Here is a 23,389-nt window from a genome sequence, read left to right as displayed (position 1 = left end):
GTATAACTTCAAAACTGAAAAACAATGGCACAAGAAGACGATTTGAGAGCACTGGGGAAAATTATGGATTTTCTCCGTGCCGTGAGTATAATACTCGCAATTATGAATGTATATTGGTATTGCTACGAGGCAATGCACATATGGGGAGTGACAATCGGAGTTGTTGACAGAATCCTTATCAACTTCAACCGTACAGGTGGCTTGTTTCATTCTATCCTCTACACAAAGTTGTTCTCGCTTTTACTCTTGGCACTCTCATGTCTTGGAACCAAGGGCGTAAAGGCAGAGAAGATGAGTTGGAGCAAGATTTGGACGGTTCTTGCCGTAGGCTTCTGTCTGTTCTTCCTCAACTGGTGGATATTATTGTTGCCTATATCTCATTTGGGCAATGCCACGCTGTACATCTTTACAATGACAGCGGGTTATATCTGCCTGTTGATGGGAGGACTCTGGATGAGCAGGCTCTTGAAACACAACCTCATGGAGGATGTTTTCAATAATGAGAACGAGAGTTTCATGCAGGAGACCAAACTCATGGAGAACGAGTATTCTGTCAATCTGCCCATTCGCTTCTACTACAAGAAGAAATGGCAGAGAGGATGGATCAACGTGGTCAATCCGTTCCGAGCGACCATCGTGTTAGGTACACCGGGTAGTGGCAAGTCTTTTGCTGTAGTGAACAACTACATCAAACAGCAGATAGAGAAGGGGTATTCAATGTATATCTATGATTTCAAGTTTCCCGACCTTTCGACGATTGCCTACAACCACATGATGAACCATCAGAATGGATATAAGGTCAAGCCCCAGTTCTATGTCATCAACTTTGACGATCCTCGCAGAAGTCATCGCTGCAATCCCATTCACCCGGATTTCATGAGTGACATTTCCGATGCTTATGAGAGTGCATACACCATCATGCTCAACCTCAACAAGACGTGGGTTCAGAAGCAGGGCGACTTCTTCGTGGAGAGTCCGATTATCCTCTTTGCAGCCATCATTTGGTACCTAAGAATCTACAAGAACGGGAAGTATTGTACCTTTCCTCATGCCATAGAATTGCTCAACCGCAGATACGAGGATGTTTTTCCGATACTGACGAGCTATCCCGAACTTGAGAACTATCTTTCTCCATTCATGGATGCATGGCAAGGTGGGGCAATGGAGCAGTTGGCGGGGCAGATTGCAAGCGCAAAGATTCCGCTGTCACGAATGATTTCACCACAACTCTACTGGGTGATGTCCGCAAGCGAGTTTACACTCGACATCAACAATCCCGAAGAACCGAAAATTCTATGTGTCGGCAACAATCCCGACCGTCAGAACATTTATGGTGCTGCACTCGGCTTGTACAACAGCCGCATCGTGAAACTCATCAACAAGAAGGGACAACTCAAATCATCCGTTATCATTGACGAGTTGCCGACCATCTATTTCAAAGGCTTGGATAACCTGATTGCCACGGCACGAAGCAACAAAGTTGCCGTCTGCTTGGGCTTCCAGGACTTCTCGCAGTTGGTCCGTGATTATGGAGACAAGGAGGCTAAGGTGGTTATCAATACCGTTGGTAATATCTTCAGCGGACAGGTCGTTGGCGAGACCGCCAAGACTTTATCCGAGCGTTTTGGAAAAGTGCTCCAAAAGCGCCAGTCCATTTCCATCAACCGTCAGGATGTCTCTACATCTATCAATACCCAGATGGACAGTCTCATTCCGCCAAGCAAGATAAGTGGTCTTACCCAAGGTATGTTTGTCGGCTCTGTTTCCGACAACTTCACCGAGCGCATAGAGCAGAAGATCTTCCATGCCGAGATTGTCGTTGACACCGATAAGGTAAAGCGAGAGGAAAGCCATTATCAGCCTATCCCCATCATCAACGACTTCAAGGATGCCGATGGCAACGACTGCATGAAGCAAGCTATTCTGGACAATTACAACCAAATCAAGGAGGATGTCAAGCTGATTGTCAAGGACGAGCTGGAGCGCATCGCTGGTGACGAGAGCTTAAAGCATCTCATACAGAAATAAACAATAAGGCGAGTAACTTTTAGGAATTGTCCTTTCAGTTACTCGACCCTGCATACATATATGGGATTTATCGTTTTTTATCGTCTCATTCTTTCCAATTCATCATCCTTTCGCATTTTGTCGTTCAACTTCTCCTGCATCTTGTCCAAAAAATAGGTGCGACTATAGTTCTTGCGTCTTCTGATGTCGGTATAGAAACGATAGCAGTCCTTGGCTTTGATACCAAAGAACTGGTACATGGCATGCGCCAAGTCCTTGAACTTCACATCGCCATCATTCACGCTTCCCATGACGCAGATGCCATATACCATTTCTACAAGGTCAACGGCATTGCCAGTCCATTTTACTAATGGCTTTGATTCTGATGATACTGGCGGAGAGGCTTCTGAAGTGGATGTGGTCACATGAAGATGATATGTTGCTGCCACATGCTCTTGCATTCTGCGGACAAATGCAATTGCTTTGCGCACATACAAGCCTACGGTTCCCAAACAATCCTTTATATGGGGCATTGACAGATGAAAGTCAAGCTCGGTTTCTACGTATGACAGTGCAAAGACCGCTTGCTTCACGTTAGTGCTGCATAAATCAACCACAACCTTGATAAACTCACGATATGAGTTCTCTAAAGCGTTACCACTTTTGTTCTTATGACCTGCATTCAGCAAGTTGAAAAAATCAGTCTCTAACAATATGTTGTATTCCATGTTGCTGTCTCTTTTATGGGTTTGTACTAATTTGATGTATTCGTGCGCACACCATTTATTAGTCCAATACATATGCCATTCCAAGACAGACTAAACAATAGGATGATGATATTTCCTGATAATCAGCAACTTTATCAAGAGAATAAGATTTTCACAAGGGAATTGCAAGCAGAAATAGTGTAAGGAAAACCGGACACTTGTCCAATCTTCCTTACACGGTTCTTATACCATTACAACTTGTTAGTTGGAATACCATACTCTTTCATGCGGGCATAGAATGTAGTATGGCTCATTTCCAACATTTTTGCCGCATCACGCTTGATGCCATTACATTGCTTCAAAGCCCACAAGATACGCTCTCGATTGATCTTGCGTTCTTGTTCATCAAAGTCCAAAGCCTCTTCTGTCAATGCCGATTGTGACAACTGCAAGTCCTCGACATCTATTATCTCATTCTCGCATAACAGCATAGCTCGCATGATACATGATTTCAACTCACGCACATTACCTGGCCATGTATGGCTTACAAGTGCCCTTTGCGCTTCCTTACTGATACATTTTATTTCTTTGTCCGTATGCCTATCATATAGTTTCAGGAAGAAGTTAGCTAATGGCATAATATCTTCCTTACAATCCCGCAACCGTGGAATCTCAATAACCGCTTCGTGAAGTCGATAATACAGGTCGCTTCTGAATCGTCCTTCCCGAACTGCCTCTTGCAGGTTTTCGTTGGTGGCGGCAATAATGCGCACATCAGCCACTTTGTCTTTTATAGCTCCCAATGGTCGGTAGCTCTTGGATTGCAACACACGCAGCAGCATCGCCTGTACATCTTTCGGCAGGTTGCCTATCTCGTCCAAGAACAGCGTACCTCCAGCAGCCAATTCAAAGTAACCTTTTCTTGCTGCCTCCGCACTTGTGAATGCCCCTTTCTCATGCCCGAAGAGAGCGGAAACGGCAAGTTCCGCAGAAAGCGTACCGCAATCTACTACTTCAAAAGGCTTGTCGGCTCTTTTGCTTTGCAGATGTATCTTTTCCGCTATATGTTCTTTGCCAGTTCCGTTGTCGCCCAATATCATAACAGCCATGTCGCTTTTGGCAAACAATTCTGCCATTTTGTATATACGGCGAAACTTCTCACTTTTGCGGTAAACAATCTTGTTATTCAACTCTACGAGTCGTTTCTGCTTGTCTATGATTTCTTCCAAACGTTCATAAACTACATCAAGCAACAATTTCTTCGGTATATAGTCTTCCGCTCCCAATTTCATAGTCTTCACGGCACTCATGCTTTCATCGTAAGATGTCATGATAATAAATGGATTCTGGTAGCCGTTACTACGCAACCATTCCAACAGGTCGATGCCGTTATCATTCCCCAAGCGCATATCCGAAATGACAACATTCCATTCTGAGGATTCCTTAACAGCTTTCAGACCATCTCTGTAATTGTAGCATAAGATTGTTTTCCATCCCTTCGCCTCCAACTTCTTGCCCAACATATTGCAAAATGTCGGACTGTCTTCAATGATTATTACTTTCTTCATACTGTTACCTCCTCAATTTTCTTTTGTGCGGCTTTGATGATTGCCTCACCATGTGCGAAAACATCCTCAACCGCTTGGTTGATAACGTCGTCTGATGATGTAGAATCTTCAATCAGGTCAAAAAGATAGTTCAAAGACTCGTCAGATTGTACCATCATCCACGAGCTTCTTGCGTGGTGAATGGCATCGGACATTTTCTTGCGGTTCTCCTCTTTGGCTGCATTACGGATACTGCCCAATGTATCAGTCATTTCCTTTACGAAATTCTCCAAAGTCTCTTTTTCATTGCCGTAGGTCAGCAACATAGAGAAGTCTATTTGTTTTTCTGCTATCTTGCCATTCACACACTTTCTTGCAGTGTTTATCAAATCCTTGTCAGACATCGGCTTGAACAGACAAGCGACAAATCCTGCGTCAAGCAGTTCTTGCTCACTCACATTTGGTGCTGCTGTCATAACAACAACAGGAATAGTCTTAGAGTTACGCACGTTCACCATACGCATCATTTCCAGAATCTCGATACCATTCACTTCAGCCATCTTCAAATCCGTTATCAGCAGATCATAAGATTTTTTGCGCATCATATCCAATAAATCCGTGGCATTATTACAAGTGTCACATACAATGCCGTTTGATGCAAACGCCTCACGAATGGTACTCAGTTGCACATGGCTATCATCAATGGCAATGACAGTAAACGAATCTTGTCGTTTCGTTCTATACTGAGTTGGTTCCACATTCTGCTTTTCGGCTGTAGCCATAGGAAGACTAATGGTAAATATACTTCCCAGCCCTTGGTGACTGGACACATCGATTTTTCCTTTCATAAGTGAAACGAGGTTCTTGACAATGGAAAGTCCCAAGCCAAATCCCGGTTGGGTGACCGCATTTCCCAATCTTGCAAATTCCTTAAAGATTTGTTTTTGTTGCTTGTCGTCCAATCCTGTTCCTGTATCCTTAACCATTAGCATGAATACACCATTTTTATAGGTTGTGGACAATACTATCTCACCCTTTCCCGTATATTTGATGGCATTGGAAAGCAGATTGCGTCCTATTGTAAGCACCTTTTCCTTGTCTCCATTGACAACACCATCTGCCTTATTGTTGACGCTCAATTCAAGTTGTTTCTTCGCAGCAAAGGGCTCATACTCCATCTTTAATTGCTCGGCAATGTCCATCATACGGAAAGGGCGTTCCTTGACGGTCGCCTTTCCATTCGCTAATTTGGAGTAAACCAGGAAACTGTCTATCATAGAAGTCAAGCCTTTCGATGTGTCAACAATCAAGTCGGCATACCGTTTGCTTTCATCCGTAGCATCTTCAAGTCCGCTAATCTTGCGGGCATAATCCTTGATGGCAGACAAAGGACTGCGCATCTCATGTGTTACTGTCAGCATCACCTTTCTTGTTTCTTCCTTGCTCTTACGTGTCTTGAATGCGAATCGCCACACCAATAGGAATAATACGAAAAACACCAATATCAACAATCCTATCATCCCTATATAATAATAGGTATAATTGCCTTCCAAGTCTGCGATTTGTCGCTCACGAACTTTGATGCCTTTATCCACATTCTCATCAGCTATGCTGATTACTCTTTGCAACTGCTTATTGATACCTTCATTTCTATTTCCAAGACTATCCAATATCTCCACTACCTTACGGCTTTGCTGGTGATGTTTAGCAACAACCGTTTGGTTTAGGTTGGTGAGCATCTTTTCAGTTTGGGTTAAACGGTTGCCTGTTGTTACTGCATTTTCTTTCTTGCCGAACAATCTGCTGAAGAAACCTCGCTTCTTTGGCTTTGCCTGCTGTGGCATAGCTGAAAGTCTTTTGCTTTCAGTCTTATTCTGCTCTACAATTCTTGGAACTTCTGCGGTCAGCTTTTCTTGAGTGGCATTCAATTCCTGCATAGCATCCTTTATATCTAGAAGGAGCTGTTCCTTTTCTGCAAGAAGACGGCAGATCGTATCAGAATCTTCTTTCGGACAGATACCTGCGATGCCTTCAAGCATACTGTCCACTTCCAATCGAAGCGAATGATACTCATTTACATCTGTTGAGTCCCAATCCGCAACCATTTCACCAAGCAGTGACAATTCCGTTATGTGCAAGTTTAAGTCATGCACATTCTTTCGCCACTGATGCAGTTCTGCATTTCTACACTCAATCTCCTTTCTGTCGCGCCATTCAAATAGGCCGATTACAATGGTACATCCTACGATGACGATGGCAGTCATGATGCCTAAAGCCATCCATCTACAGATATGCCCGGTCTGTTCTTTGCGTTCCATGTTGTTTACTTTTTACGTTTCTATTACTTCATTATTGCTTTGCACTAACATTTTAATCGGCAAAGATAATGGCAGGAAGTATCAAAGACGAATATTTATATATATTATATGACGATAGCGCTGTATCGGTACCAAGCGTAGCGGTGTAATCGGTACCATGCTATCACTGCAATCGGTACCGCTTGTATCGCTGCAAGCGGTACCAAGATTTCAGTTCTGCTTTTCAATTTGCAAAGGTAATTTATTTTTTCAATTTCTGGCGCATAGAATCGCCTTTTAACTCTATTTTACTTGCATTTGCCACCAAACGGTCCATAATGGCATCTGCCAAGGTAGGATCACCTATATAATCATACCATTTGGCAATAGGAAGCTGTGAGGCGATAATGACGGACTTTCTCTCGTATCTCTCTTCTAGGATTTGGAGCATTGCGAGTCTGGTCTTGTCATCCATTGGCTGCAACCCGAAGTCATCCCATATGAGCAAGTCATACTTTTCTAGATTGGTTATCATCTTTAGGTACGACCCATCCAGCTTGCTGAGTGCAACTTTCTCCACAAAGCTGTTCATGTTGAGATAGAGAGTTCTATAGCCTAGCATGCAAGCCTGTCTTCCAAGGGCACAGGCAAGAAAGGATTTTCCGCAGCCGCACTTTCCTTGTATGAGCAAGTTCTCATGCCTGCGTATAAAGGCACAGTCGGCAATGGCGGTAAGGTCATCCTTGGTGAAGTTGCGGTCTGTTCCACAGATGACATCCTCTAAGAGTGCCGTATATCTAAGCTTGCTGATTTTTAGATACATGGCGGTCTTTCGATCTCGTCTGTCCTGCACCTCTGCATCCACCATCTTGGAGATGGCGACTTCCAGGGATGGGCGGTTCTGTACAGGAAGGCTGGTCATGGCCTCGAAGGAGGATGACATACCTCTGAGCTTCAACTCGTTGAGTTGTATGATGGTTTCTTGTAAGTTCATGTTACTATATATATGTTTAAATGTTCATAAATGCCTCCGCGCCTCTCACATAGTCGTTCTGTGGCACATTTGAGACTGTTTCTTCCCCGTCAACTTGATCAAGGTTCTTCTCCAACACATTGCGGATGGTCGTGTAGGTGATGGATGAACAACCTGCCAGACGCTTGCAGGCCTTCTCCAGACGCTCCTTGCCATACTTGCGCTTGAGAGACAGGACTCCTTGGCAGGACTTGTACGACTGCTCGACATGCTTCGTGCGATTGAGGATGGATTGGACTGCAGCAGTGGTGTTGCTGCCGACCAATGCCGCCTCCTCCAGGAAATAGGCGGCATTATATCCCTGTCCGTGCTTGTAGGCAAGATGTTTGTCTGGCATATGCTCGTCAAGCGTGCTGTATCCAGATCCTTGGCGACGCTGATGGATGGCTATGCGAGAACTCCCGGAGTAAACCTCCACGGTATCCAAGTCCCACAGTACGCTCACCTTTTGCCCGACATACTGGTATGGCACGCTATAGTTGTGCTTGTCAACCATGACGTGATAGGTACCGGACAGTTTCACCTCCTTGCGATATCTGAAGCGGTATGGAGTCATGGGCAGTTTGCCCAACGTAGGTTGCTCTTCCGCCTCGAAGATGTCACGTCTGCTTCTCCCTGTCGTTCTGGACGGCTTTTCATTGAAGCCGTCCATCAACTCATAGATACGGGCATTCATACTCGGTAGATTGTAAAACACCTCGTCATGTAGCAGAGCGTAGACGGCATTGTAGGTCTTTTGGACGAGTCCCTCGACTGGACCTTTGTCCCTGGGAGTGCGAACCCTGCAGGTTTGGAGGGTTGTATCGTAGTAGGCGGCCCATTCCACGGCTGCATCATTGAACGCTGGCTCGTAGCGGTCGTATTTCTTCACCCACTGCTTCATGTTGTCACTCTTGGCTATGCGAGTTGTTCCGCCGAAGTAAGAGAAGGCATCGGATATACCGCCGAAGAAGTTCTCCATGGAAGCGTTGTACATAGCCTTGGCAAATCCCAAGCCGCTGTATGGCAGGATACAGACCAGGACGACAACCTTGGTTAGCTCACCTGTCTTCGGGTCGGTAAGCCACAGGGTATCGCCGGCGAAGTCAATCTGCATCTCTTCCCCAGGAATATAGGTGTTATGGAAGCTGAGGTTGTGTGAGTACTGATACTTACGGATTGACTTCTTGAACTGGGTGTATCCATATCCGTCGGGATGCTCCTTCTTGTATGACTCGTGCAGGGCTTGAATGGTGAGGTAGCGGTTATGCGACAAGTCTGACACATATTCAGGCTACAGCCCGTCCAGCACCTGACGTTGGGAAGATGGGGCTGCTGTGGGTTTGGACAACTGGAGGAAAGATTCTATTTCCCCGTCACTCATGCGGCCTATCACGCCATAGGACAAACCTTGGGAATCCGCCAAGGTCTTGTAACGGTTCAGTACGCCACGTCCCATGTGTAGTTGCTCGCAAATGGTGCGTTGCGGTATTTTTGCCGCTAGCATTTGAAATGAACGTTTTAATTTGCTCATGTTTACATTACTTTGTGCCATATCTATACAGATTTAAAAATTCTTCTGCAAAGATAGGCGGTTATTATTATACATGAGCAGAACTTTACATCTTTTTGGTACCGATTGGGGCGCTATGATGGTACCGATTCAAGTGATACGATGGTACCGAATGCAGTGCTATGATGGTACCGATTCATGCGCTACAGTGGTACCGATTCGCCGATACTGTCATATTATAACAACTTTTATGTAAATTCTTGGTAAAAACAGCATATCGTTAGAGAAAGAACCATTATTGAATAATAACAATGGACAATAAAGCCAAAAGCTGACAAAGTGTAGATTGTGAGACTTAATCGAAAAAGGATGGCAAGAGTTTCAATCCTACCATCCTTTTGAATCTTATTGAAAAGTCTTTTGCATTGTCAGCTTTATCAATGAGTAAATGAGAGAGTCGTTTACTTAACTCTTACACCTTTACCATTCAGAACTTCACCTCTAATATCATCAGTTTTACATATATTCAAAATAGCATCAACAGAAAGGTGTTGTATATTGCTAATTGCTGTTGTGTTTTAATTTAATATCCCGTAAGGAAATTCGGTAGAATCAACATTAAAATAGTAAACGTTATTTGTGTCTAAATCAAAAGCAGTCATAACGACAGGTGATATATCTCGTGCATTAGTAGTTGTAAGACCTTCATTCGTCCATAAAAACCCTAAATAAGTAGGAATGGCTCCCCATAAAAAAGCATGTGAACTGTTTGAAATATTATAAAAACAAACCTTATCTGAAAAGACTAAAGAAAGAAAATAATTTGAGTTTTTCACAAACAGTTTGTAATTGCCAGTAGCTTTTAAATTAAAAGATTTATCATATAAATAAAATGATTTACTTTTATTATTTACTAAATAAAGTCTGTCATCTTCGTTATAAACAGAATAGTTCGGAATTGGTTTGCCTAATTGCAAACCTAAGTAACTATCCACGACCTTAACCCTAATAGTAACGCTAGTATTCTCCGTCTTATCCTTTACAACAAGATAAACAATCCCATTCTTTTTTGTCTTTATTTTTATTTTTCCAGCATCAATAGTGGCTTCCAAAACATTATCATCTGACACTTCGACTGAAAGATTGTTGCTTCCACCACTAAACATAATTTCCGATGGGTTTTCTAATAATGGCTTTTCGTAATACTCTTTTTCAAAACACAATGATGAAACATCAGTACCATTACTACAGCCATATACTATAGAAAACACAAAAAAAAGAAAAAAGTATTGAATTATTTTCATATTTGCCAATAGAATAAAGCATTTGATGTACATAACTTTGTACACCAAATGCAATTAAAACTAATTATTTCTTATGAATTTCTGTTATTTCCCAAAAATTTATATTATAAGTGCCTAATGTTGTCTCAAAATCAGTCGAAGCATCTGCATTTACCTTATAAAAGCCATTGTCAGGTCCACCCCATCCCATATTAGCATGAAAGTACAAATCGTTATTTCGTAAAATTTCTCTGCTTGTCTTAGTGCAAATTGCATATCCATCTATAACCCAAGCATGAGAACCTTTTTCTGCCTGTTCATTTGCAGTATGTGTTCCACCCATTATTGCAACGCAAGGCATCTGGCGGTTTGCATTTATCGTATTTAACAATGGATCTGGGGCATATTTATTATAATAAGTGCCACAAGAAACATACTTCTTTAAATAATCCAATAAATTAGAAACTGAAGTTGTACTACTTTTTACACGAGGTATATTCGGATCATCATAAGGCCCATACTTAAAATCCTCATCAATATTTGGTGTTGTATTTGTTCCTTCATACATATGCTTAACTACTTTGGAAATCATCATAGCCTCCTCATAATCTCCGCCAAAATACGAATCATACTTCAATTTCGGTTTTTTAGTAACAAATGCCCAGTCTATGACTGTTCCATCAATCGTCATGCTCGGAGCGATAGCTGCTAAAGTTTGAACTCCTGCTGTAATAGCACACCCCATAGGGTAATTTGTTTCCGTATGATATTCATTATAAGTTTTAGGCAACAACAAGTTATAAGGATTGTCTTGATCCCACTCGGTCTTTAAAACAGCTCCACCATTTTGAGGCATTAACGATATAATCTGGCTCAAAGGTTTGTCATAAGCTGTAGAACGGGAAGTTGTTTCATGGCTTTTTACACCATTAACCTCAATCAAATCTTTTATTTCTTCATATGTTACTGTAGATTTACCCAAACAAGAAGCTACTTTCTTCAAGGTTTTCTCTCGTAACTCAACTTTGAGCCTTTCTATTTTATTTATCTCTGAAACAGTTGAAGCTTCTGCCAATTTTAACATCAAACATGCCCCAGTACTATCTTTTTTCTCAAAATTACCATTTTCTATATATGCCAAAACACCAGCACTTCGAGAGTCGGCAGAAACTAAAGCATACCCACTCTTTTCTCCAGACTGTAAACACACCTCATAAACAGGAATACTATCAGTCGTAGTCCCTCTTGTTGTCTTGCTTGATATAATTCCGCCAATGCGATATGAGCCCACAATAGACATTCTTGGATTGGCAGCACTTCTTGTTTTTGAGCCCAACGAAGTGGAAAAATCATTTACCATTGCCAGAATCTCATCCTCTGATAAATTTGTAGGATTATCATTTGCAATACTCATTGCCTCATCCATAGACAAATTAACATTCACGTTCTCAATAACAGGATTACTGTCATTAAGAATTTCATCTTGGCACGATGATACAATCACTGCCAATAATATTAAAACTAAATACTTTTTCATATTTATACAGTACTATTGATTAAATTATGCAAATTTACGAAATTTATTTTAAATCGATATATAACGAATGCGTTATTTATGTATTATTAACAATTTTCATTATTAAGGCGTTAAAATATATTGCATTTGGGCATTTTTTACTTTATTAATATATAAGAACTAACATCCTTTGCTTTTTAGCCATGAACCTTCTCAAGCTGACCGCCGAGATTGTAAGAGAAGTAATCTTCTCCTCGTCTGGACAATCATCTCTAACAGGCGGTTGTGGCTGTCATAAGTCCATTACGTCACATAAGTTGCGATCACTTGATTAGGCACAATCATCGTGCGGCGGGTCTTGGTGACTTCGCCCATCTTGCCATAGAAGTATTCGATGGCACCTGTTCCGTCCTCACGGAGCATCAACCTACCGATACGGTTCTGAGAGGCATTGCGACCACCGTAGTAATACTTTACGTTGTTCTCCGGGTGGTCTGGGTAGTTGATACCCGTCAGACGCTGATAGTCGTAATCGTAGGTGATGAACTTGCCTTCCTTTGCAAGGTTGGCAGTCTGCTTGGTCAGCACATTGCCGAGCGCATCATAAGTGAAACTTGTGATGCCGCTTGCAGGATGGTTCACCTCAGTACGGCGGTCACCCATGTCGTAAGTAGAGGTCGTTACATTACCCTCCGTGTCGGTAACACGAACAAGACGCTGTATGCCATCATACTCAAACGAAGTGGTAATCTCACCGTCAGGACCGCTCTTCTGGATGGTCTTCAAGGTCTTGCCACTGCCATTGGTATGGGTAGCCTGAACATTATGGAGTGCATCGGTCACGGTAGTGGAGCAGATTCTGCAAAAGGAAATAAGTCAAAGATTCAAAGGAAAAAATCCTCTGATATTCCCTGCTGATTTTTAAGGCGGTTTGAAGCCTTGTCTTAATGTTATTTTCATCTCGCCAACTTTTTGTGTTATAGTTGAAAGACGATTGTAATTTGCATTTATTGCATAGATTTGTTCTATTTTGCAAAATAGATAGCAAAAAAGGGTATGACGAAACAAGCGGCACCTTTCAAGTGCTTGACAACAATGTCTTGATGCTTGTGCGCTCTTCAAGTGGCGAGCATACCTTCTATAAAGTGAAGGATGCCAACAATGTTGTCTTGACAGATTCACTGGGTAATGAACCGAAAGGTGAGACTGCTAAGCTATATGTATTGAAGAAAAAATAAGTGCATATAGGTCGTGTAAATTAAATCGTCTTGTAGTGCAGATACATAAGGTCTGTAAAAAATTCCAGCATTTTGAAGCACCACTCTGTTTTGATGTCACTTTTTTTCAAGGTGGCTCAAAGATAAAACGTAAATAAACTGTGTTTACCAATTGTAGTATGACACAGTTTATTTTACATTTCTATTCTGAAAATCCTATTTTTTGTGTTGCTTTTTTTGCAATAATTTCAACAGCTTTATCATCATACTCTTTCAACAAATCTACAACATTTAAGATATAATACTTTTGATTTGCTGAATGAACCTTGTGTATTTCAACAAAAGAAACAATATCGTTTCTTATTGTCATAGACTTATTTGCTGTACATTCATTCATTATCAGATCTAACTGTTCATCCCAATTATCAAAAAACAAATACTTTCCTTGTTTAGGGAACAAAACTGTAGATAAATCACAATTGTCACTAAATGTCACATCATGTAATATTGCATCCTCAAAAGATACATTTAGCATTTTATTCTGCTTAGCATTTCCAAACTCTTTTTTAAAAGATTCTGTAGGAAATCCTCCTCTAAACCACACGTTATCTAAATTGCCGATGAACTCACAATTTTCAAAATTTGAAGCTTGAAAATCCACATCGTAAAAATCACAATTTATAAATTTGCAATCTCTAAATTGTGGTTTTATAAATGCACCGAATTTGACTTTCTTAAAAGTACAATAGGTATAGCACGATGAATCGTATCCTATAATTGCATTTTTGAAATTTATATTTTCAAACATACAGCTATAAAATTCATTTCCATGTTCTGCTAATGCTCTAAAAATTGTTTTATAAAATATTGAATTTATAAATATTCTGTTTTCTATCCAATATATTCTATTGGAATGAGCAAACGACGATTTAGAAAAATCGCATTTTTCGTATTTGTTTGCCAAATCGGAACTATCTATAAATTGGTTCTTTAAATCCACATATCCATGTTCATTTAAGGAATATTCTTTCCTATTACTTGGAGATAATTCTCTTTTTTTATTGAAATAATGGAGTAAATTCATTTCATCTTATTTTATTATAGAGCCAGAAACTGAATGTCTCTGGCTCTAATTACAGTTATTAACGTTTAGGAGCGGTGTTTAATAAAGTGCCATTTTTCCCATATTTATTTACATGTTTCTGCCATTGGGCATGAGTTGTCATATCCCACCATTTGTTTCCTCTGGTAAAATCTGGTCCATTAGTATAATTGCTTTTTATATCAAACCATTTTAGAAACTTGTCATTTCCAACTTTTTGTCTGGTACGCACATCTATTCTGTTACCCCTATATGCTGGATATAATCTCGAATTCTTTTGGACTGCTCTAAGTTGTTTCTGAGTCAATGCCTTTAGTCCTTCTGAATCAACTTCCTTGACAGCTTGATTAACATGTTTTTGAAGTCTCCCAGTGACAAATCTATTGCTTTTGTATAGTCCAGAGCCTCCTCCGACAAAACTTGTTCCAACATCTACTGTTGTTGCTATTTTGTCAGCTGTCTCCTCACTGGCCCCCAATTTTTGAGATGCATATTTAGTGCCAGCATATGTACATGTAGTTTGGCTTTTTCCAGTCCACATTTGCTTTGCACCTGCATAAGCATTGTCGGCACCATGTAACAACAGAGCGACACCACCAGCAAGACCTACACCTGTTTCTGCAGTAAGAATTCCACCGATTCCTCCACCAACAGCCTCAATAGAACCGCCAACCATTTGGACACCTCCTAACAATCTGGTTCCAACATTGTTTTGTTTCCACCAATCAGACAGCCATCCTTCCATTCCTGTTGGATCTACATATCGTATTGGATTGTTATAAGCATAGCAATAAGTAGAGATGTCGTAGTATTTTTCTTGCAAAGGATCTGTAGTTATCCATAGTCCTAATCTTGGGTCATAGTACCTCGCTCCATAGTAATACAATCCCGTCTCTTCATCGAATTCCTTCGCATTGAAAAGATAAGGTGTATTCCAAATGTTGTTGCGCTCCTCAACGAAAACCTCACCGAAAGGAACATACTCGATATGCTGCACCACTTCGCCTTCAAGGTTGGTGATGTAACTACTGCTACCCAAATGGTCTGGGTGATAGTAGAACTGCATCTTCTCGTATGAGTCACCCTCTTGGAAATTGTTCTTCATTGCTCTTGCCATAACACGTGCCTGCGCAGCCTCCAAGCTGCCGTCATTGCAGCAGAAGCCCTTGCCATCGACATAGTCGTTGTTGTCCTCGCCATTGTACGGCACTGCAAAGGTTGCATAATTATCCTTAATGACCTGCAACTGTTGAGTATATTTAACCTTATAATCAACAGACAAGCCATCAGTCTCACTACCTGCATACTGGATGCGGCGTGGGTCTGAGCCGTAAGAGTCGAAGTCACCAATCTTGGAAACGACACGCTGACTACCGATGTAGATATGCTTGGTGTAACGTCCGCCTTGGTTGGCAACCAAATATGGACTTACATACAACGAGAACTTGGCTGTGTTCGTGCGACCTCCAGCAAACTCGGAGTTCACATAAACCTGGTCACTCTCGCCAGAAGTTTTCACTGTGCGCTCACCATCTGCATCATACCAATAATTGGTAACAAAGCCGTTATCATCAGAAGCGAGGAGACGGTTCTCCTCATCCCATTTGAGTTTGCGCTCTGCGGTCTTCTCGTCAGCCATGCCATCCTTCTTGGTACGGCTTGTGTTGACATAAACAAGATTACCGTTAGCATCATACTCATAGGCGTGATTGTTGTTCACATTCTCGCTCTCTGACGGATTTTCTTCCGTGCGATAATTCACATCCTTCACATTGGCAAGCTGGAATTTCTTGCCTGTGTCTGTTCCATAAGTGTACGACAAATCATAGCCAGCATTCAACGTACCGTTGAACTGCACATTGTTCTGCGTGAGAATCTGACGCTTTGATGTGATACGGTGCATGTTATCGTAGCCCATCGCAAGAGTGTAGCTTGCTGTCTTGTTGTCCGCACCTGTATAAGTACCTGTTGCGCTTACAAGACGATAGAGTGCATCGTATGTATAGGTATGCGCCATTTGTCCGCCAGCCTTGCCACTCTGTGGGACTGACGCACCGTTTACAACACTGAGCACATTACTTACTGCATCGTATGTATAAGCGTTATCCATAATGGTGTTGCCACCACTATTCACAGTGAGGTTCTGCAATCTGCGACGCTGTGGGGCGTAGGTGTAGAATGTCTCTGCACCGTTGCAATACTTCAAGTATGTGCGCTGCTCGAACTTGTCATAGCCAATCTTGCTTACATAATCGTAGCCGTATGACTTGTAGCCATGAACCTTTTCAAGCTGACCTCCGAGGTTGTAAGAGTAGGTGATTTTCTCCTCATCAGGATAAATCATCTCCAACAGACGGTTGTGGCTGTCATAAGTCCATTGCGTCACGTAGGTTGCTATCGCCTGGTTAGGCACAATCATCGTGCGGCGGGTCTTGGTGACTTCGCCCATCTTGCCATAGAAGTATTCGATGGCACCTGTTCCGTCCTCACGGAGCATCAACCTACCGATACGGTTCTGAGAGGCATTGCGACCACCGTAGTAATACTTTACGTTGTTCTCCGGGTGGTCTGGGTAGTTGATACCCGTCAGACGCTGATAGTCGTAATCGTAGGTGATGAACTTGCCTTCCTTTGCAAGGTTGGCAGTCTGCTTGGTCAGCACATTGCCGAGCGCATCATAAGTGAAACTTGTGATGCCGCTTGCAGGATGGTTCACCTCAGTACGGCGGTCACCCATGTCGTAAGTAGAGGTCGTTACATTACCCTCCGTGTCGGTAACACGAACAAGACGCTGTATGCCATCATACTCAAACGAAGTGGTAATCTCACCGTCAGGACCGCTCTTCTGGATGGTCTTCAAGGTCTTGCCACTGCCGTTGGTATGGGTTGCCTGCACATTATGAAGTGCATCCGTTACGGTTGTAACGAGAGTATGACTGCTATTGTCAACTGTATATGCCGTAGTTGTCGTAGAGTTGTCCGGCAATGTCACAGAGGTAACACGGTCGAGCACGTCATAAACAGTAACCGTTGGAGATACATTGTCAAATGACTTGCTGAACGTTGAGTTCGATCCAGTTCCTTCCGTTGTAGGATAGAAAGCCTTTGCCACACGTCCGAAAGCATCATACACGTTTCTGCCGCTGACAATCATCACGTTCTCGTCCTTGGCAGAGCTTCCCTTGGATGCACTTGTCACAACACCGTCCTTCTTCACCTGCACGGCTCTTCCGAAACCGTCAACGAATGTAACGGTCTCCAAGTCGTCGTTAGGGTGCTGGATGTCGTAGTGCTTGGTCACTGCGTAAGCAGGAGCGGTAATGCCACTCTCATTGAATGTAGCCAAAGGCTGATATTCAAAGGCGATGGCATAAGGCACGCCCGTAGCCAACTCATTTGGACCACGTACGCCAGTAATGCGACCGAGGTCGTCAACATCAGTCTCATAGTAGAAGTTGTTGAGGTCACGATGCTCCTTGGCGATACCATAGCGATAGTCGAAGTTGCCTTGCTCGCTGCGGTAACCCCACGCATCGTCAATACGCTCAACATACATGTTCATTTCCGGCTCATAGCGGTATTTGTACCACATACGCTGTCCCTTGCCGTTGGCAGGGAGGGTCTTCTGGATGATGTTGCCGTAAGAGTCGTACTTGTAATCAGTAACTGCCGCACCGTCATTCAACTGCTGTGTAATCTGAGTGATATGGTTGGCGTAGTTGGTATTATACTTCGCCGTCACATGGTGATAGAGTGAGCCGTCACCGCCTGTAACAGTCACATCAACAGGAAGTCCGAGGATGTGCTTGCTTGCATTGTCGGTATATTTGATAGCAGTCGCATAATCGAACTTGCCGTTTCCGTCCTCGCCAAGACTGCCCTTGTCGCTGTACTTGTAGGACTTCAACTCACCATGATAGCCATTGAGGTAATACTCGTTCCATGCCTCGGATGTAACCACACCGTTTGCCGCTCCCTCATACTGCAAGTTTGCCGTATAGCGGAGAGGAACGAATGCAGAAGCACGGTCGCTCCAAAGGTTCACGTCACGCTTTGCGAACGTGTACTTGTCACCGTCGGCAGTCAGATAGTAGCTGTCGTAACGGTTCTTTGTCTCGGTGTACTTGTTGCCGTTGGCATCCTCCACGGAAGTAGCGGTAACATTGCCCTGCGTGTAGTAGTTGGCTACATCGTAGTTCTCAACAGCCTGTCTGTAAACAGAATTGCCATTCTCCGTATCGAGGTTCTTGGTGATAACCTCACCGAAACCGAGGAACTCACGTTCATGGCGGTCACGCTTTCCGTCCTTGTACTCAAAGGCGGTTGTCATGACTGGACCATCGTCATGGATTCCGTCGTCAACGGTAAGGGCAGACATTACCCACTTGCCACCAGGAAGACCGTAGGTCGGAGTGGTGTGGGCATAGTCCAATGTGAAAGTTCCGCCCAAGGAATTGGTGACTGACTTCAACATGTTGGTTCTGCCAATGGCAGAGCGTGTAACCTTCAACTCGCTTTCCTTCTCAGACTCAACGATGTCAAGATAGCCGTCACCATCCACATCCTGCAAAGAATATGTAGGGCGGTTGATGCTATGTGAGGTGGAAGCACCAGGGTTGGTTGAAATCTTGATGCTTATGACAGGAATGTTGATGGTCAAAGTGAACGCTGCATTTGCAGACTCTGATGTAGAGGCTGATTCACTAAGCGCACTTGCACCCTTCCAACTGATAGGCTCGTCAAAGCCATTGCCTGTATTAAGGGCAACAATGATACCATCACCATTCTTCCAGACCTTATCTGGGAGACCGTCAGAGTTGATGTCGATAAGGTTGTATTCCTCTTCGCTTTCAGAAGTCACGATGCCAAATCCTGCGGAGAAACTGCCGGAGGCCTTATTGATTTGTTTTTCCTTAATTTCGCCAAATCCTTGGTTAGCGCCACCACTTGCACCTATATCATAAGAGAGACTCTTACCACCTTGAATACGATCAAGTTCCCAATCAATAGGTTCAGTAAAGGCATAACCAAGATTTAATCTTACTTTCTTGTCGGAAAGAATCTTGTCTGGAAGTCCATCACCATTGATGTCAATGAATGACTCTACGGCTTCATCTGTGTTCTTTGGCGCACTGCCAGTGATAGAGAATTGAGCTTGCCATTCTGTCTGTACATTGCTCAAAGACTGCTTTACACCTTTCGCCAAATTCGTAATCTGTGATACGGAAGCCACAGGATTGCCGCCATATCCCCATGCCTCAGAAGCATTGTCAGAGTTATTAGCTCCGATACCCTTGTAGATTTCTCCACTCAATCCGCCTTGTGAATTGGTGTATTGGATACTACCACCAGCAATGATGTCAGGGAATCCGTCACCATTCATATCCATCATGGCAACTTCCGTCTTGGAGCTACCATTTGCATTGTTGTGGGTAATGCCCAGCGCACCGCCTTGCACAACGGTACTCTTGCTTGATACAACTTGGTTTACCGCCGCTGCGCCAGTGCCTTGCAAGTATTCACCTGCAAGTCCTGCCACCTCCGCATTGTTATCCAAAGGATTGGTAAGGAGTACATCCTGCTCGGTCAATCGGGCTGTGCTTGCCTCGGTCGCAGTAAGATAGATGTCCTGTCGCTGACCGACCCACTTGTCCATAGAGGTCTGGTCTGTGCCCAATGGAGTGAATGCCATTGTGAGAGGATCAACCTTGTCGTTCTCGTTTTCCGGCAATTTCAGCAATGACTCGTCAATAGGCTTTGCATATCTGCCTTCTGCAGAGTTATAGACAAAACCTCCCCAGCCACGGTAAAGCATACCGAAGCCAAGATTATCGCTTTCTGCATAGAATCCAGCAAGGACATTCTCTGTCACAAGACCTGCCGCATCTTTCTGAATGGAAACAGAGGCAGAAGTAACAGTTTCATCCGAGATAGTTGCAGGATAGCTGTATTCAAACCATAACTTCTTTCCTGCGGTTGTTGCAAATCGCAGAGTATCGGCTTTCAAAATGCCATTCTCGATAGTGAAAGACTTCTTGCCAACAAGTGCATCCTCTGTCTTGGCAGTCAAAGTAATCTGGCCATTGATGGAATTGTCAGAAAGGATAAGCACTGGTGACACAACCATAATTGTATCAGTCGCTGTGGTCAAGTATGGCTTGCCCTCTGCCAAGGCATTTGCAAATGTATTGTAGTGTGCAGGAACGGCTACCGTCTGTTCGATATTGGCAGAGTCCTTATAAGTCACAGACGCTTGCCAACCGATATTCTTCCAATCAACATTTGAGGTGGATGAAATCTCAAAGCTGAAGTTGGTCAGCTTTTCTGTATTCTCCAGACTGATGTTGAGTGAATCGCCATTGAAAGTCTCATTAGCCTTCAGTGTACGAGCAAAGACCGTCTTCTCGATATAGTTCGGGTTGTCGTTTCCGTCACTGTCTTTCTTGTCGTTGCTGCCGATGATGCTGAGAACAACATCGTCGGTTGTTACAGGCTTGTGGAAGACACTGTGAACTTCAACACTTGAACCATTCTCCACATTGGCAGAGGTGTTCACATCATAGATGGCACCATCCTCAGGCTTGTACTCTGTTGAAGAAAGCCCGTTAGGCAAAACATTAGATTCGCCAGCGTATATAATGGTAGGCGACCAGTTCACCTTGTCAAATGAGCCGTTGCTTGTTTCCTCGGAACCCGACTGCACACGGAAATAGATTCTGTCACCTCGCTTGACGGCAACAGAAGAGACTGCAGCGGCATAAGAACTGCCGTCGCCCTTTGCAATAGTCTTGTTCCAAAGCTCATTGCCACCCTTTTGAATGGCAACCCTCACACCGTCCGCTTTTTGGTATTCGTCAGCGTCATAGTCTCCAGTAGGAGCGACAAGGCTTACTTGACCTGCCACGCTTACTGTTCCATCCTTTGGCGCTTGCCATACACGCACAATATCCTCCATAGGGGAGTTCTTGATGGCTTCTGCCTGCTCATCCTCGCTAACCTCCATAACGGATGTGTCAACCTTGCCGCCATAGATGATAGGACTTGGCGTATCGGCACTGCTCAAAGTGAATGTAGGCACGGCATTGCCTGCCTCGTCAAACTCCAAGTGGTTGAAATAAACCTTGCCATTTGAAACGAGGTCAACAAGTCCGTCACCGTTGATGTCGCTGAAATACTGGGTGGTCTTGGTCTTAGTGGTTGACTTGTCCGTTCCGACAACGGCAGTCAGGACATTCCAACCGACAACGGCATTCGCACCGAAAGAGTTCGTAGAACTTTTGGTTGTCGAGAAGTTACTGATGCCCTTTACCTTGACAGGCTCACCATATACGACTTCTCCGTTGTCAGTCTTGACCTGTGGACGATAATATACGGAACCACCGGACTTATAAACCTTGTCTGGAAGTCCGTCACCGTTCAAGTCAACGAATGCGGAAAGTCCCTTGCTGGTATCGCTGGAGTAACTGTAAGAACCTCCTATTGTATTGCCTTTCCATTTGCTTCCGTCCCAAGGTCCCACACCTGCATAGAACGAACCGCTTACAGAAGAACTTGTTGTTCCGCCAAGTGCAGTAGGCTTGTCGCTGAAACGCTTGCTGACAGTCTTTAAAGGATTGACGAAACCAGCGTCAAGTCCGTCATCGTGCGTGTTCCATTTCTCGGAATCGTCCTTGAACGGAACATATCCCTTTTCAGCCTGCACATCATCATAATAGTCGAAGTTCTGGAAAGCCACTTCCTTTCCGGTGTTGTCGTACTGTCTGACACCTGTGAGCATTTCCTTGTGGAATGCACCTTCCTTGTAGTCAAAGGCATAGCTGCGCAATGTCTCGCCCTGGAAATTCACGGTCACTTTCTCCAGCAGCTTGTTGGAGGAGGCGAGGAATCCATAGCGGGCATTGTTGGTCTTTACCTGCTTTACCTTGTTGCCTTCAAAGAGTACAACGGTGTGCGGTTCCTGTCCTGCATTACCTGCGTGAACCTCTTTCAGATATGCAGCCTTGGCCTTCAAGCCGCCACGCACATCCTCATCCACGATGTCATACACATATTCTATATAGTCACCGTGGAGTTCCTCGACACGTTTCAGCTTCCATTCGGCAATCACCTCACGGGTATTGCCCGAAGCATCAGTGACATTGCCCTTTACAACAGCTCCGTCACCACCATAGATGTACTTGACACCCTGCTTGTCTGTAACCTCCCAATAATAGTTGGCAGGACTGTCACCCTTGCGGATGATACGGCTGAAATCACCGCCTTGGCGGGTGTAGAACTGGCGGTCAGCCTTTCTGTTCATCTTCTCGCCACGGTGTGCGACTCCCATCTGTCCGTTGTCATCCATAGTGGAGAGCATTGAACCGGACAAAAGATAAGTCTCCGTCTCTTTTGACTGGTCATAACGAGGCACGCCCCACCGGGTGTCAAGCGTAATGCTTGGCACGCTGACGTTCCAACCCTCGCCAAGCCAACCGCTACCGCCCTCGCTGCTGTACTGCAAGCCAAGGCTTGGCTGCATACCGTTTCGTGCTGGCGGCATCTCGAACGGATACTGCAAGTTGGCAGAGCCACGGTTGTTTGCGCTTGGAGGCGCAATGACATTTATCTTCGCCGTCGGGTCAGCCGCCTTGATGTCGTTCATCATCGTCGGGGCAAAGCCTTCTGTCTGCGGTGACTCCGGTGCCTGTATCACACCGTTGATCATGTCGGTGAAGTGGGTCGTCTTTGAAACGACACACTCTTCCTTCTTGTCCACACGCACACGCTCCAACGCAACCCAATGCTTCTCGGCCGGGTCGTAGTAATAGGTACGGATGTCGTCCTCGGTATAGCCGCTTGGTATTCTCGTGCGGTCATACTTTATCTTGACAGTCGCACCCTCGCCTGTGAAGTGTGTTCCGTGAGGGAGAAAACGGTAGCCCTGTCCTCCTGCCGTGACGTTGGTCATGGCAAAGTCAAGCTCAGGAACATTCTCCTCTCCGATAGAGTTCACGGAAAGGCTTCTGTTCCGAATGAGGTCTTTCTGAAGAACGACCAGTTTGCTACCTCCTACGGAGATACTGTCAGAGACACCCTTCTTGAAGAGTTTTCTCACGGCTGTCCCGTCCTTTGCCGAAAGGGACAGTGTGGCGGCAAGCAGTAAAACCAATGCCCACGCCACCTTCTGTATATAATTCTTCATGCGTATC

The 23,389-nt window shown here is 44.0% G+C and carries 13 protein-coding genes; 2 read left to right on the top strand and 11 right to left on the bottom strand.

Annotated elements, in window-relative coordinates:
* Positions 1–24 precede the first annotated feature (24 nt).
* Entirely contained in the window at positions 25–2,028 is a 2,004-nt protein-coding gene (mobC, locus tag BQ7480_RS07155) for a conjugal transfer protein MobC (RefSeq protein WP_072542307.1), read from the top strand.
* A gap of 77 nt (positions 2,029–2,105) precedes the next feature.
* Here the strand turns inward: mobC and BQ7480_RS07150 are convergent, their stop codons facing one another.
* The 9 genes from BQ7480_RS07150 to BQ7480_RS07115 all read right to left on the bottom strand — a co-directional run bounded on the left by BQ7480_RS07150 (position 2,106) and on the right by BQ7480_RS07115 (position 12,725).
* A complete protein-coding gene (locus BQ7480_RS07150; protein ID WP_072543941.1) occupies positions 2,106–2,735 on the bottom strand; it encodes an RteC domain-containing protein in 630 nt (209 codons plus the stop codon).
* A 230-nt stretch (positions 2,736–2,965) separates the two neighbouring features.
* On the bottom strand, positions 2,966–4,282 hold the full coding sequence (locus BQ7480_RS07145; protein ID WP_072542306.1) for a sigma-54-dependent transcriptional regulator: 1,317 nt from the start codon (positions 4,280–4,282) through the stop codon (positions 2,966–2,968).
* Complete coding sequence (locus BQ7480_RS07140; protein ID WP_072546031.1) at positions 4,279–6,579, bottom strand: hybrid sensor histidine kinase/response regulator; 2,301 nt, start codon at positions 6,577–6,579, stop codon at positions 4,279–4,281. The genes BQ7480_RS07145 and BQ7480_RS07140 overlap by 4 nt, the downstream gene beginning before the upstream one ends.
* Before the next feature lie 241 nt (positions 6,580–6,820).
* Positions 6,821–7,552, bottom strand: coding sequence for an IS21-like element helper ATPase IstB (istB, locus tag BQ7480_RS07135; RefSeq protein ID WP_072542304.1), 732 nt, complete (start codon positions 7,550–7,552; stop codon positions 6,821–6,823).
* Positions 7,553–7,568: 16 nt separating this feature from the next.
* Entirely contained in the window at positions 7,569–8,855 is a 1,287-nt protein-coding gene (gene istA / locus BQ7480_RS07130; protein WP_235816648.1) for an IS21 family transposase, read from the bottom strand.
* Between the two features lie 9 nt (positions 8,856–8,864).
* Complete coding sequence (locus tag BQ7480_RS18140; RefSeq protein WP_235816647.1) at positions 8,865–9,077, bottom strand: hypothetical protein; 213 nt, start codon at positions 9,075–9,077, stop codon at positions 8,865–8,867.
* A 584-nt stretch (positions 9,078–9,661) separates the two neighbouring features.
* Positions 9,662–10,387: a hypothetical protein gene (locus tag BQ7480_RS07125; protein WP_139247643.1), complete on the bottom strand. Its 726-nt coding sequence runs from the start codon at positions 10,385–10,387 to the stop codon at positions 9,662–9,664.
* A 64-nt stretch (positions 10,388–10,451) separates the two neighbouring features.
* The gene (locus BQ7480_RS07120; RefSeq protein ID WP_072542302.1) at positions 10,452–11,903 is read right to left on the bottom strand and encodes a C10 family peptidase; all 1,452 of its coding nucleotides are present in this window, start codon (positions 11,901–11,903) and stop codon (positions 10,452–10,454) included.
* A gap of 282 nt (positions 11,904–12,185) precedes the next feature.
* Positions 12,186–12,725, bottom strand: a complete 540-nt coding sequence (locus tag BQ7480_RS07115) for an RHS repeat domain-containing protein (RefSeq protein WP_234213561.1) — start codon at positions 12,723–12,725, stop codon at positions 12,186–12,188.
* A gap of 140 nt (positions 12,726–12,865) precedes the next feature.
* Here BQ7480_RS07115 and BQ7480_RS18375 point away from each other — a divergent pair, with 140 nt between their 5' ends.
* Positions 12,866–13,120 carry a copper resistance protein NlpE N-terminal domain-containing protein gene (locus BQ7480_RS18375; protein WP_327028250.1) on the top strand — a complete coding sequence of 85 codons (255 nt, stop codon included), beginning with the start codon at positions 12,866–12,868 and terminating at the stop codon, positions 13,118–13,120.
* Between the two features lie 181 nt (positions 13,121–13,301).
* Here the strand turns inward: BQ7480_RS18375 and BQ7480_RS07105 are convergent, their stop codons facing one another.
* Both BQ7480_RS07105 and BQ7480_RS17585 read right to left on the bottom strand, forming a co-directional pair.
* On the bottom strand, positions 13,302–14,183 hold the full coding sequence (locus BQ7480_RS07105; protein WP_072542301.1) for a pentapeptide repeat-containing protein: 882 nt from the start codon (positions 14,181–14,183) through the stop codon (positions 13,302–13,304).
* Between the two features lie 58 nt (positions 14,184–14,241).
* Positions 14,242–23,382 (bottom strand): SpvB/TcaC N-terminal domain-containing protein, encoded by a 9,141-nt coding sequence (locus BQ7480_RS17585; RefSeq protein ID WP_083535723.1) that lies wholly within the window; start codon positions 23,380–23,382, stop codon positions 14,242–14,244.
* Positions 23,383–23,389: the final 7 nt, after the last annotated feature.

Origin of the sequence: Bacteroides mediterraneensis, from assembly GCF_900128455.1 — a bacterium.
Classification (GTDB): Bacteria; Bacteroidota; Bacteroidia; order Bacteroidales; family Bacteroidaceae; genus Phocaeicola; species Phocaeicola mediterraneensis.
Note: the sequence above shows the minus strand (reverse complement) of the source record. Positions and strands in the feature narration are given on the sequence as shown.